The sequence below is a fragment of the Streptomyces sp. NPDC057302 genome, from assembly GCF_042667685.1.
Classification (GTDB): Bacteria; Actinomycetota; Actinomycetes; order Streptomycetales; family Streptomycetaceae; genus Streptomyces.
The window spans coordinates 1-12,196 of the sequence record NZ_JBHUZJ010000046.1; the positions used below are offsets into that span (position 1 = coordinate 1).

The following is a 12,196-nucleotide window of genomic DNA, read 5'->3' on the forward strand; positions in this document are numbered from 1 at the left end:
CCACGGGGCAATCGGGCGGGCGGGCGGGAAAGGCCTGTTCGGTACAGGCAAGGCCACGGGGCAATCGGGCGGGCGGGCGGGAAAGGCCTGTTCGGTACAGGCAAGGCCACGGGGCAATCGGGCGGGCGGGCGGGAAAGGCCTGTTCGGCACAGGCAAGGCCGCCGGGCAATCGGGCGGGTGGGTGGGGAGGGCCCTTCGGAACGGGCAAAGCCGCGGGGATCAGGAAAGGCACAGCGCCAGCGCCCAGCGGCGGCAAGAAACAAGGACCGCCCAGCCCGCCGCAGGCGCCCCTCAGCTGTCTCCCCCCTCATCGATCAACCGCCGCACCTCCCGATCGACAAGCCCCAGCCGCGCCTCCGCCACAAGAGGAACCGCACGCCGCTGCCGGCGGGCCTCATGGACGTCGATGTCGATCGTCACCAGGCCCGGCTCCCACTTCGGCGCCTGCGCCACCACCGTCCCCCGCGGGTCCACCACCCGCGAACCGCCCCAGAACGAAGCCCCGTTCTCGTTCCCGACCCGGTTCACGAAGACCACCCAGCACTGGAGCATGCGGGCCGTGTAGGACAGCAGCGTGTCCCAGTACAGGCCCGTGTCCATCGCCTCGGGATCCAGGCTCGCCGCGCTGTTCGTGGGGATGACGATGACCTCGGCACCGTCCTGCACCGCAAGCCACGGCAGCACCGGCTGCCACGCGTCGTTGCAGACGAGGGTCGCCGCCCTCCCGTGCCCGCCCGGCAGGTCGTACGCACGCAGGTGCTGACCGGGGCTAACGTGCTTGCGCTCCTCCCAGGCCAGGTAGTTGGGGAGGTACAACTTCCGGTGTCCGTGCAGGAGTTGGCCGTTCGCGTAGTACGCGGACGTGTTGTACGCGCGCAAGCTCGTGTGTTCGTGCAGGCCGACGATCACGTCGGGGCCGAACGTCGAGAGCTCAAGGAGGCGGATGTCCGTCACGTCAAGCGACGTGTCCCGCTTCAGGCCGCCCAGGTGGTAGCCGTGCAGACTCAGCTCGGGGAAGACGACGAGGTCGGCGCCCTGCGCCGCCGCCTGGCCGATCTGGTCGCGCGCCACGGCGAGGTTCTCGTCCACCTCGCCGAGGACACAGTCGGTCTGCGCAAGGGCCACTCTCATGGCTCCGAGCCTCGCAGCGCCCGGCATCCCCCGCATGTCGGGGAATCCACCTGGCCCCGGGCCGTGGCAAGGTCACCCCCCTGGAGCCCTCCGCGAAGGCGCTCCGCAAAAGCCCTCCGCGGGATTGTCAGTGGCTGGTGACAGACTCGGCCGTATGACCGAAAGGTGGGCCGTCGCCGCCACCGAGGCCGGTGGCGCCACCCTCGCCCCCCTCGGGGATGACGGCCTGCCCTCGGGGCCCGTCCTGCACGAGCCGCACCTCGCGAAAGCCGTGCGCGACAGACCCGACGCGAGCCGCTGGGTCTGGCGGTCCACCGCCGAGATCTATCCCGCGCTGCTCGCGGCGGGCGTCCGGGTCGACAGGTGTTACGACGTCGAGGACGCCGAGCTCCTCCTCCTAGGTCACGAGGGCCGCCTCGGCGAGCCCCGCTCGGCAGCCGCCGCCTGGGCCCGGCTGCACAATGCCCCGGTGCCGAACGACCCGCCCCCCAGAGCCGCGTCCCCCGGCGCCCAGGACTCCCTCTTCGAGCCCTCCCCCGTCACCTCCCTCCCCTTCGAGGCCCTCCTGGAGGTGTATGCCGACCAGCAGCGAAGACATGGGGCCGCCGAGCACCCCGGCAGGATGCGGCTGCTCACGGCGGCCGAGTCGGCGGGGATGCTGGTGGCCGCCGAGATGAACGTCGCGGGCCTCCCCTGGCGCGCCGACGTCCACCACGCCCTGCTCACCGAGCTGCTCGGCGAGCGCTATGCGGGAGGCGGCAGGAACGCGGGAGCGGCCGAGCCCCGCCGTCTCGCCGAGCTCGCCGACGAGATCTCCGCCGCCTTCGGCCGCCGCGTCCGCCCCGACCTGCCGAACGACGTCATCAAGGCCTTCGCGCAGGCAGGGATCAGGGTCAAGTCCACCCGGCGCTGGGAGCTGGAGGAGATCGACCACCCTGCCGTACGGCCCCTCGTCGAGTACAAAAAGCTGTACCGGATCTGGACGGCGCACGGCTGGAGCTGGCTCCAGGACTGGGTGCGCGACGGCCGCTTCCGGGCCGAGTACACGCCGGGCGGCACCGTCAGCGGACGCTGGACGACGAACGGCGGCGGTGCGCTGCAGATCCCGAAGATCATCCGGCGGGCGGTCGTCGCCGACCCCGGCTGGCGGCTCGTCGTCGCCGACGCCGACCAGATGGAGCCGCGGGTCCTCGCCGCGATCTCCCGCGACCGGGGCCTGATGGAGGTGGCCGGCAGCCACGAGGATCTCTACACGCGCCTCTCGGACCGCGCGTTCTCCGGCGACCGCGACCACGCCAAGATCGCGCTCCTCGGGGCCGTCTACGGCCAGACGTCGGGCGACGGCCTGAAGAACCTGGCGGCGCTGCGCCGCAGATTCCCCGCCGCGGTCGCGTACGTGGACGACGCGGCGAAGGCGGGCGAGGAGGGCCGCCTCGTACGTACCTGGCTGGGCCGCACGAGCCCGCCCGCGGCCGGCGCGGAGGACTTCGACGAGGCGGGCATCCCCCAGGAGGCCCCGGCCGAACTCCCCTCCCAGGACGGCGAGTTCACCCCCGGCTACGCCTCGTCCAACACCCGGGCCCGTGGCCGCTTCACCCGTAACTTCGTCGTCCAGGGCAGCGCTGCCGACTGGGCCCTGCTGATGCTGGCCGCCCTTCGCCAGTCCATAGCCGCGGCCGGTCTCCGCGCCGAGCTCGTCTTCTTCCAGCACGACGAGGTCATCGTGCACTGCCCGCAGGAGGAGGCCGAGGCGATCACGGAAGCGATCCGCGCGGCCGGGGATCTCGCGGGACGCATCGCGTTCGGCGAGACGCCGGTGCGCTTCCCGTTCTCCGTGGCCGTGGTGGAGTGCTACGCGGACGCGAAGTAGACCGCGGAAGCCGAAAGGCGCAGAGGCCGTACAGGCCATACGGACCATACAAGCCATACAGACCGTGGACCTGACCCGGACGCCTTCAGCCCGCCAGCAAGTTCTTCAGCTCGCCGACGACCTCGCTGCTGTCCGTGCCGTCCAGCGCCGCCAGCGCCGACCGCCACTGCGCGTACGCCTCTTCGGCGCACCCCTGCGCGTACAGCAGGAGTCCGTGCTGGTGGCGGGCCAGCCCCGCCATGTGCGCGTCGGCCCGCTGCTCCGCACGCTCCAGGAGATCGGCGCACTCGCGCGTCGCGTCCTGGGTCCGGCACAGCTCGCGCAGGGCGCGGACGACGCCGAGGCGCACCTTGGACTCGTTGTGCCAGTCCTCGGCCTCGCCGTGGATGCGCAGGCTCTCCTCGAAGTGCGTGAGCGCGACGGCCGGTTCGCCGAGGAGGAGGTGGGCGTGGCCGATGTCGCAGTGGGCTTCCTGGCGGACGCCCGCGTGGGCGAGCGTCTCGCCGATCGCCAGGCTCCGCTCGTGGTAGTCGAGCGCGGTGCGCACGTCGCTGTGTTCGTAGATGTTGCCGAGGTGGCTGAGGGCGAAGGCCTCGCTCAAGGGGTCGTCCAGGTCCTTGGCCAGTTCCAGGCTCTGGTGCAGCGCCTGGGCCGATTCCTCGAAGCGGCCCAGCGCTTCGAGGAGGAGGCTGCGGTTGAGGACGGCGCGGTGCACGAACGAGACGAGGTCGAGCTCGCGCCAGAGTGTCAGGGCCTCGTCGATCAGGGCGAGCGCCGTGTCGCTGTGCCCCGACACGTAGTTGAGGCCCGCGAGGTCGGTGAGGGCCTGCGCCTCGCTCGCGGTGTCGCTCCAGCGTCGGGCGGCGGTGACGGCCAGGCGGTTCAGGAGGTCCGCCTCGGCCAGCCGGCCACGGCGCTTGAGGTAGGAGAAGAAGCAGCGGACCAGCACGGGCAGGAGGACGGATTCGCGGCCGTGGCGGTCGGCGAGGGCGATGACGTTGGTGAGTTCCGTGTCGCCCCAGGCGAAGGCGTCATCGGTGGACATGGCGGGTACGGCGGGCACGGCGGGTACGGCAGAGGCGAGAGAGCCATCTGCCGCCCTGTCTGCACGCCGCCGGGGCGGCAGCCGCTCGTCGACTCCCCGCAGCCGGTCGTCACGGTCGAGGCCCTCCGGCATGATCGCCAGCACGGTTTGGCGCGCCGCCTCCGCGTACCACTGGAGCGCGGATTCCACGACGTCCACCGCCGCCGCCCCCGGCCCGCCCTGGTGGGCCGCCTCCCTCGCGAAGTCGCGTACGAGATCGTGCGGGGCGTAGCGGCCGTAGGCCGTCTCGTCGAGAAGCGCGACGTCGACGAGCCGGTCGAGTGCGGCGCCCGCGCGCCACTCCTCCACCTCCAACAGGCTTGCTAAGAGAGGGACTCCGTACGCCGGAAGGTCGAGCGCGCCGATCGCGGCGAGGGCGGCGGCCGCGTCCCGGTCGGACTCGCGCTCCGAGGTACGCAGCGCGTCCAGGGCCACGGCGAGCGAGCGCCGCACGCTCAAGTCGTCGTGCTCCAGGTGATGCAGGCGCCCGCCGCTGACGGTGAGGAGTTCGGCGAGGGCGTCCGGGGTGAGCGCGCGGCGGGCGGCGAGGCGGGCGGCGATGATGCGCAGGGCCAGCGGGAGGCGCCCCGCGAGCTCGACCAACGGGTGCCCCGCGTCGAGCCCCGCGCGTCCGGAGGCGGCGCGCAGCAGGGCGACGCTGTCCCCTTCGGAGAGCGGTTCGAGCGGGAAACGCCCCGCGCCGTCGAGCGCGGTGAGCGGAGAACGGCTGGTGACGATGACCGCGCAGCCGGAGCCCGCGGGCAGCAGCGGCCGTAGCTGGGCGGCGGTGGCCGCGTCGTCCAGGACCAGCAGGGTACGGGTGGGCGCGAGCAGCGAACGGAGCAACGCGGCTGCGGCGTCCGGGTGTTCGGGACTGTTGCTCGACTCGACCCCGAGGTCGCGGAGCAGGGCGGCGAGGGCCTGATCGGAGGTGAGGGGCGTCATCCCCGGGGTGGCCCCGCGCAGATTGACGTAGAGCTGCCCATCGGGAAAGTGCTCCCGCAGCCGATGCGCCACATGCAGGGCAAGCGCACTCTTCCCCACGCCTGCCATGCCGGACAGGACGGCTACGGGAGGCGCGGATCCGGCCACCTTCCCGAGCACGCCACCGCTGCCGCCCGCCCCCGTGGGGAGCGGCCCTGCGAGGAGCTGTGCGAGGGAGCGGACTACTTCCTCGCGCCCGGTGAAGTGGGGCGGGGAGGGCGGGAGTTGAGCGGGGCGGATGGGGGTGGGGGTGAGGGTGGCTGTGGGTGGAGGAGGGGACGCGGGCGGGGCGTGGGCCGCGGGGGTCGCTGCGTCGGGCCCTGGCGCGGGGGGTTCTTCGGGGGCCGGGGCGGCGGGCGTTGCGGGGACGGGGCTGGCGGGTGCCGCGACCCCTGGTCCGGCGGAGGCTGCGGGCGACGGGCCGACGGGAGTTGCGGGCCCCTGGCCGACGGGAGCTGCGGGCGACGAACTGACAGGAGCTGCGCCTCCCGGGCCTGCGTGCACCGCGGGCGACGGACTGGCGGCTGCTGCGGACACCGCGAGCCCGGGAGTTGCGGGCCCCTGGCCGACGGGAGCTGCGGGCGACGAACTGACAGGAGCTGCAACTCCCGAGCCTGCGTGCACCGCGGGCGACGGGCTAGCTGCTGCTGCGGACACCGCGAGCCCCGGCCCAGCTCCTGCTTCGGGCCCAGGGCCAGAACCCGCGGTAGACCCCAAACCGGAACCCAAACCGGAACCCGGACCGGGCCCCGCAACTGCGGCCAGATCACGCCCCGCCGACCCCGCAAGGCCCGCAAGGCCCGACTCACGCCCCGCCGACCCCGCAGGGCTCGCAGGGCCCAACTCACGCCCCGCCGACCCCACACCAACCGAACCCACCACCGGAGCCACCGCACCCGCAGAAGCCGCGGGAGCGACAGGAGCCGCAGGAGCCACCCCACCCACAGCAGCGACAGCTACAACAGGAGCCGCAGCACCCACCCCACCCACAGCAGCAACAGGAGCCGCAGCACCCACAGCACCCCCACCAACAGCACCCGCCAACCCCACCCCCGCAGGCTCCCGCAGTACCTCGCGATGCGCGGCCCGTACCGAGGCGCCCGGCTCCACGCCCAGTTCCTCCACCAGTCTGCGCCGCAGCTCGCGGTGGACGGCGAGTGCCTCTGCCTGGCGGCCCGTGCGGTGCAGCACCAGCATCAGTTGCCGGTGGAAGGTCTCCCGCAAGGGATACTCGGCGACCAGTTCCGCCAGCTCCGGAACGAGCCCACCCCCGCCCCCGGCCCCGATCGCCAGCTCCGCGTCGTAACGCAGTTCGAGGGCGAGGAGCCGCGCCTCCTCCAGGCGCGGCACCAGCGCGTGCCCCGTAGCGTCCGCGGGCAGCCCGCCCAGCGGAGTACCGCGCCACAGGGAGAGCGCGCCGGCCGCGGCAGCCGCACAGCCGTCCCAGTCCCGTTCCGCGTAAGCGGCCCGTGCCTGCGCGACCAACTGCTCGAAGACCCGCACGTCCAGCTCGCCGTCGGCCACCCGCAGCCGGTACCCCGGAGGCACCGCCCGCAGCCGTTCCGGATCGTCGAGGAGGCGGCGCAGCCGCGTCACGTGGTTCTGCAGCGAGGCATGCGCGGACGCGGGCGGCGCGCCGCCCCACAGTGCGTCCTTGAGGGCGTCGACGGAGACCGCCCGCCCCGGTTCGAGCAGCAGCGCGGCCAGCAGGGCCCGGCCCTTGGCGCTCTGCACGGGCTGGGGCTCGCCCTCGGCGTCGTACACGGCAGGCGCGCCCAGGAGTCCGAACCGCAACCCGTCGCACCGCACGTCCACGCCATCTCCCGCCAACCGTTGGCCACATGTTAGCGATCGGTTGGCGGAACCTGATGGAATCAACACATCGGGCCCGGCCCCGCCGGTACTCGCGCCAAGCGGCGTAACTCGGGGGAGTGTCACCGTTGCGGCCGGGCCCGCTCAGTTTCTGCGAGGCATTCTCAACTTCCGTACGGGGAGGAGAAGTTGAGGTGCCCGCGGAATCGAGGCAGCGGTGCACGAGTTACCGCACGCGCGTACAAGTCACCAAACGAGCGCACAAGTCACCGTACGTACGCACGTGCGCGCACGTCACCGTACCCACGCGCACGCGAGAGCCACGCCCCACGGCCCCCGGCCACACGCACCAACCACCGGATTCCGGCACCAGGTGCTCACCGATCGACCACCCTTCGCCCACCCTTCGCCCACCCTTCGCCCACGTCGACCATCTCCCATCCCCACCCGCACGCCCACCGGCGATAGCCCCCTCACTCCGCCGGCACCCGCACCGTGAACACCGCTCCCTCCCCCGGCGTACTCCGTGCCGTCACCGTCCCCCCATGCCCCTCCACGAGCTGGCGGACGATCGCGAGGCCGAGCCCGCTGCCGCCGGTCGACCGCGTACGTGACTTGTCCGCGCGCCAGAAGCGGTCGAAGACGTGGGGCAGATCGTCGGGGTCGATGCCGGTACCCGTATCGGCGACCTCCACCACCACCGCGTCGAGCGTGGCGCGGCAGCCGATCGTGACGCTGCCGCCCTCCGGGGTGTGCCGGATCGCGTTGGAGACCAGGTTGCCGATGGCCTGCCGGAGCCGGAGCGGGTCGGCCGTGAAGCAGGGATCGCCGTGCGTCGTCGCGCTCAGCCGTACGCCCGCCGCCTCGGCCCCCGCCTGGTGCGCCGCCGCGACCTGGTCCACGACGTCGGAGGCGTGCACGGGCTCGCGGTGCAGCCGGAGCGTACCGGCGTCGGCGGCGGCCAGATCTTGGAGGTCGTTGACGATGTGCTGGAGCAGCAGGGCCTCTTCGAGGAGCGATCCGACGAGCTCCGGGTCGGTGGCGACCACCCCGTCCTCGGCCGCCTCCAGCCAGCCGCGGATGTTCGAAAGCGGCGTACGCAACTCGTGCGCGACGTCGCTCACCATCGCCTGGCGCTGGTCCTCAAGGGCCTTGCGGTGCGCGGCCATGTCGTTGAAGGCGTCGGCGAGCTGGCGGATCTCCCCCGCCGATCCCGCCGAACGCGCCGTGACGGGTTCGGCCGCCTCGCCCGTCTTCATGCGCTGGGTCGCGGCGGTCAGCGCGCGCAGCGGCCGGGTCAGCCGGGTCGCGGCGAACGCGGTCACGGCGACCGTCACCGCGAGGATGCCCGCCGAGAGGCCCGCGAGCCGGAAGGTGTTGGCCCCGGAGAGGCTGAACCGCGAGCTCTCGACCGCGCGGGCCGCCGCCGTGCGCGAACCGTCGGAGCTGGTGACGAAGAGGAGCGCGGGCTCGGAGACGTACAACCCGAGCTGCTCGCGCCGGGCGCTGCCCACGCAGGCGGCGGTCTTGGTGTCGTACTCATTGCCGACGCTGCTGACACCGCCCGCCGGTTCGGGCGGGTACGGCGATTCCGACGGGGTGCTGGTGGGCGTCCTGCTCGCAGGCGCCCTGCCCGGCTCCTTCGAAGGCGCACCCGGCCCCGGCGCGGCATCCGCCCCGCCCGACGCACCCGCACCCCCGGCCACCGGCTTCTCCGTATCCGTCTCCGTCTCCGTCTCCGTGGGGATGTAACGCCCGGAGTCACGGTCGAACACGCCCACCGACTGCCACCACGTCAGATCGAGCCCGACCTTCACGGGCGGGGCGTCCCCGCGCCGCAGACAGGCGTTGGTGAGCTCGTTGAGCCGGTCCAGCGCCTTGCTCTCGGCACGGGTGGGCATGTCGAGCCGGTAGTCGTGGCAGCTGGAGTCGAGGATCTGGGACGGATCGTTGGGTGCCTCGACGCGTGGACGCCCGCTCGGCCCTTGGACGACACGGGCGGAAACCCCGAGGCCGTGCATGCAGCCCACGACGCCCGCGGCCACCTTCGCCAGCTCTTTCCGCTCCGCGGCCGGCAGCCGGAAGGGCCCGACCGCCCGCGGATCGATGCGGTCCTGCCCCCCGGCCTCCGCGTCCGCGCTGCCCGCCCCCGCGGTCAGCGCCCCGTCGACGGCGAGCGGATCGACGACGGCCGAGGCCTTGGACGGCAGCCCGACCCCGGCGGCCCCCTTGCCGCCTCCCCCGCCACCCTTGCCTCGCGAGTCGGCGATGACGACACGGTCCTGCGTGGTCAGGGTGATACGCCGCCCGGTCTTGCGGGCCAGCTCCCGCACGGTCTTCTCGGCGCCCTGCCACCCGGGCGCACCGGCCGCCAGGGCCAGCAGTTCGTCGTAGACACGGGCATCGTCGGCAAGCACCTGCCCCTGTTCCTGCCGGATCGCGCCGGACGTGGTCTGCGCGGCGAGCCAGGCGGTGGCGGCGATCGAGACCACGGAGACGAGCACGGACACGGCGAGCAGCCGGGGCAGCAGACTCTTGCGGAACGGTATGTCACGCACCACGACGGGCCGCCGCCCCGAGGGCCGCGCCCGTGAGCTTGTACCCGACGCCGAAGACGGTCACGAGATGACGCGGCCTGCGCGGATCGACCTCGATCTTCTTGCGCAGATTGAGAATATGTACGTCGACGGTGCGCACCGATATATACCCCGACGACCCGTGGATACGATCAAGCAGCTGGGGCCGCGTGAACGCCCGCTCAGGCTCCGCCGCCAGCGTCGCAAGGAGCTCGAACTCCCCCGGAGTGCACTCCACGAGCCGCCCGTCGACGGTCACCTCGTGCCGCACGGGATCAACGGAGAGCCCACCCACCCGCAGCACCCGCGAACCGGCCTCGGCCCCCTCGACGACCGGATGGTGCGTGCCCTGGGAGCGCCGCAGCAGCGTACGGACACGGGCCATCAGCTCGCGCGGGCTGTACGGCTTCGTCAGATAGTCGTCGGCCCCGAGATCGAGCCCGAGCAGCAGATCGTCCTCGGTCGTCCGGGCGGTCAGCATCAGAATCGGAATCCCGGCCACGGGCCCGTTCCCACCCCGCAGGACGCGCGTGACACCGAGCCCGTCGACCCGCGGCATCATCACGTCGAGCACGAGCAGATCCGGCGTCCTGCTCCGCACCTCGTCGATCGCGGCGCGCCCGTCGTGGACGACGGCGACCGTGTGGCCCTCACGCTCCAGATAGCGGCGGACCAGCTCGGCCTGTTTCTCGTCGTCCTCCGCGACCAGGACAAATGCGCACATGGTCTGGAGCATAAGCGGGGCGGACCGGGCCTGACGGAATCCGGACAGCGGCCTGACAGGATCCACATAACTCCCCGCCCCGCCCCTTGGGCCCCGCCCTACCCCTCGTCGTACGGCACGACCACGACCTGAAACTCGTCCTCGTACACGACCCGCCCAGGATCCGACGACCGCACCACCCGGCACTCGATGCCGTGCGCGTCGAGGATCTCCAGATAGCCGGGTACGCGCTCGATGAGATGAGTGGCGGTGACCTTGAACCAGGCGACGGCGCGGGGGTTCACGTCGTGGTCGTAGATGGTGGGATCAACGGTCGAGGGGTCTGGATAAGCGTTGTCGTACCAATCGTTGTTGGTACGCCGGAACCGCTCCTGCTCAGCCGTCAACCGCCCGTTCCTGGCAAGGCCGTTGACCAGACCGAACACCCCGGTGAAATGCCCGCGCTGGTGGCGCGAGGGGGACTGAAACCGAACGTACGACTCAGCATCTCCACTCATCGCGGCATCCTCGCATCCCCTTGCACGGACACGGCACCGGCCCTCCCCGCCCCTCCGATCACCCCGCCAGCAACCAGCGATCGGCCGCAGTCGGCATCGAGACGCGAGGGGACGTGCCGGTATGTCTGCCCGGAGCACGGTTCGCTGGACTCCCCCGCCGAAGAACCCCCGCGGCCACCGGACGATAGCGAGGACGGACATACCGGCGCGGCCCCGCCCCCAAGACACACCCGCACCGCAGCACACCCCGCGCCCCCGCAGACGGGACGACCCAGAGCCCATACGGCCGCCCCACCTCGCACCCAAGCCCCACCACCCCGAAGGTGGTCCGCATGACCCACACCCGAGCCACCCGCCTCGCCACCACCGCCACCACCGCCACCACCGCCACGGCCATCGCGGCCATCGCCGCCCTCCTCGCCCTCACCACCACCGCCTGCTCCGACAGCGACGTGGACAAGGCCAAGGACAGAGCCGCCTCCGCGACGGCAAAGGCGGGCGAAGCCGTCTCCTCCGCCACAGAAGCCGCCGCCTCCAAGATGGCCGAGGTGAAGGACGGCGTGGACGCGAAGGCCGACGTGAAGGTCGACGGCCCCACCACGTCCGACGACGACCGGGCAACGGCAAAGATCACGGCCACCAACAGCACGGACAAGAAGGCGGACTACACCGTCTCCGTCAACTTCCGCGACAGCGACGGCAACCTCCTGGACACGGCCGTCCTCAACATCACCGACGTGGACGCCGCCCGGTCGAAGTCCGCGACGGCCCGCAGCAACCGCTCCCTGTCAGGCACCCCGAAGGCAGAGATCAGCAAGGCCCTACGCCACTGACCACCCCCCCTCACTCCCCCCACCCCTCCCCGGGACCAGAGCCTCAGGGACTGATCGACCGCATAATCCGCTCGGGCAAAAGCCGCGCGGCCTGATCAAGGTCGACGTCATCGAACCCGGCGAGCCACCGCCGCGCCGTCGCGACGACGGGCCCCAGGACGAGCCCCTCGATCATGGACATGGGCAGCGGAGCGACCTCACCCGAGTCGACGTGCTGCTGCATCCACGCGGTCAACGGGGACAGCCTGGCTTCCTGGGCGTCACGGAGCTGCCGGGCCTGAGCCATCCCGAGCCGGTCGGCGTACGAGGAGTGCAGGAGCCGGGCGCCGTCCGGGTTCTCCTTGATGAACTTCAGATAGGCCCGTACGAGGGCGCGAACCCCGGTCCGCGCCGTACGGGACCGCTCCACGGAAGTCCCGAGATCGGCGAGGAGAAGTCCGAGCCAGCGCAGCAGCAGCGCGTTCATGAGACCGTCCACGCTGCCGAAGTGGTGGTAGAGACTGCCGAGGCTGACACCGCTGGCCTTGGTGAGCGCACCGACGGTGACGCCCTGCTCTCCGGCCTCGGCGTAGACCTGGAGCGCAGCATCCAGGAGTCGGTCGGCGGTCTCTTCACCGCGTTGTTGCTTGGGGCTCATGGTGCCACCAGCGTAGAGCACACCACTTCCACCGAACTGCGGCAGAA

Annotated in this window: 8 protein-coding genes; 2 read left to right on the forward strand and 6 right to left on the reverse strand. The window is 72.1% G+C overall.

From position 1 onward, the window contains the following. Positions 1–292 precede the first annotated feature (292 nt). A complete protein-coding gene (locus tag ACFUPX_RS27700; protein ID WP_383328239.1) occupies positions 293–1,132 on the reverse strand; it encodes a nitrilase-related carbon-nitrogen hydrolase in 840 nt (279 codons plus the stop codon). A gap of 154 nt (positions 1,133–1,286) precedes the next feature. Here ACFUPX_RS27700 and ACFUPX_RS27705 point away from each other — a divergent pair, with 154 nt between their 5' ends. Continuing rightward, positions 1,287–3,002, forward strand: a complete 1,716-nt coding sequence (locus ACFUPX_RS27705; protein WP_383328242.1) for a bifunctional 3'-5' exonuclease/DNA polymerase — start codon at positions 1,287–1,289, stop codon at positions 3,000–3,002. Between the two features lie 85 nt (positions 3,003–3,087). Here the strand turns inward: ACFUPX_RS27705 and ACFUPX_RS27710 are convergent, their stop codons facing one another. From ACFUPX_RS27710 to ACFUPX_RS27725, 4 genes are all read right to left on the reverse strand, one after another. Further along, entirely contained in the window at positions 3,088–6,885 is a 3,798-nt protein-coding gene (locus ACFUPX_RS27710; protein ID WP_383328245.1) for a BTAD domain-containing putative transcriptional regulator, read from the reverse strand. A 470-nt stretch (positions 6,886–7,355) separates the two neighbouring features. After that, on the reverse strand, positions 7,356–9,443 hold the full coding sequence (locus ACFUPX_RS27715; RefSeq protein ID WP_383328248.1) for a sensor histidine kinase: 2,088 nt from the start codon (positions 9,441–9,443) through the stop codon (positions 7,356–7,358). Next, the gene (locus tag ACFUPX_RS27720; protein WP_383328251.1) at positions 9,433–10,182 is read right to left on the reverse strand and encodes a response regulator transcription factor; all 750 of its coding nucleotides are present in this window, start codon (positions 10,180–10,182) and stop codon (positions 9,433–9,435) included. The genes ACFUPX_RS27715 and ACFUPX_RS27720 overlap by 11 nt, the downstream gene beginning before the upstream one ends. Before the next feature lie 98 nt (positions 10,183–10,280). Next, the gene (locus ACFUPX_RS27725; RefSeq protein WP_383328254.1) at positions 10,281–10,679 is read right to left on the reverse strand and encodes a hypothetical protein; all 399 of its coding nucleotides are present in this window, start codon (positions 10,677–10,679) and stop codon (positions 10,281–10,283) included. Between the two features lie 332 nt (positions 10,680–11,011). Between ACFUPX_RS27725 and ACFUPX_RS27730 the strand changes: the two genes are divergently transcribed. Next, positions 11,012–11,512, forward strand: a complete 501-nt coding sequence (locus tag ACFUPX_RS27730; RefSeq protein ID WP_383328257.1) for an FxLYD domain-containing protein — start codon at positions 11,012–11,014, stop codon at positions 11,510–11,512. A 43-nt stretch (positions 11,513–11,555) separates the two neighbouring features. Here the strand turns inward: ACFUPX_RS27730 and ACFUPX_RS27735 are convergent, their stop codons facing one another. Next, positions 11,556–12,149, reverse strand: coding sequence for a TetR/AcrR family transcriptional regulator (locus ACFUPX_RS27735; protein ID WP_383328260.1), 594 nt, complete (start codon positions 12,147–12,149; stop codon positions 11,556–11,558). Positions 12,150–12,196: the final 47 nt, after the last annotated feature.

Excerpts from the sequence above, each read along its gene's own strand:
- ACFUPX_RS27705 (WP_383328242.1), top strand. The coding sequence starts at position 1,287 with ATGACCGAAAGGTGGGCCGTCGCCGCCACCGAGGCCGGTGGCGCCACC.
- ACFUPX_RS27730 (WP_383328257.1), top strand. The coding sequence starts at position 11,012 with ATGACCCACACCCGAGCCACCCGCCTCGCCACCACCGCCACCACCGCC.
- ACFUPX_RS27720 (WP_383328251.1), bottom strand. The coding sequence starts at position 10,182 with ATGTGCGCATTTGTCCTGGTCGCGGAGGACGACGAGAAACAGGCCGAG.
- ACFUPX_RS27735 (WP_383328260.1), bottom strand. The coding sequence starts at position 12,149 with ATGAGCCCCAAGCAACAACGCGGTGAAGAGACCGCCGACCGACTCCTG.
- ACFUPX_RS27700 (WP_383328239.1), bottom strand. The coding sequence starts at position 1,132 with ATGAGAGTGGCCCTTGCGCAGACCGACTGTGTCCTCGGCGAGGTGGAC.
- ACFUPX_RS27725 (WP_383328254.1), bottom strand. The coding sequence starts at position 10,679 with ATGAGTGGAGATGCTGAGTCGTACGTTCGGTTTCAGTCCCCCTCGCGC.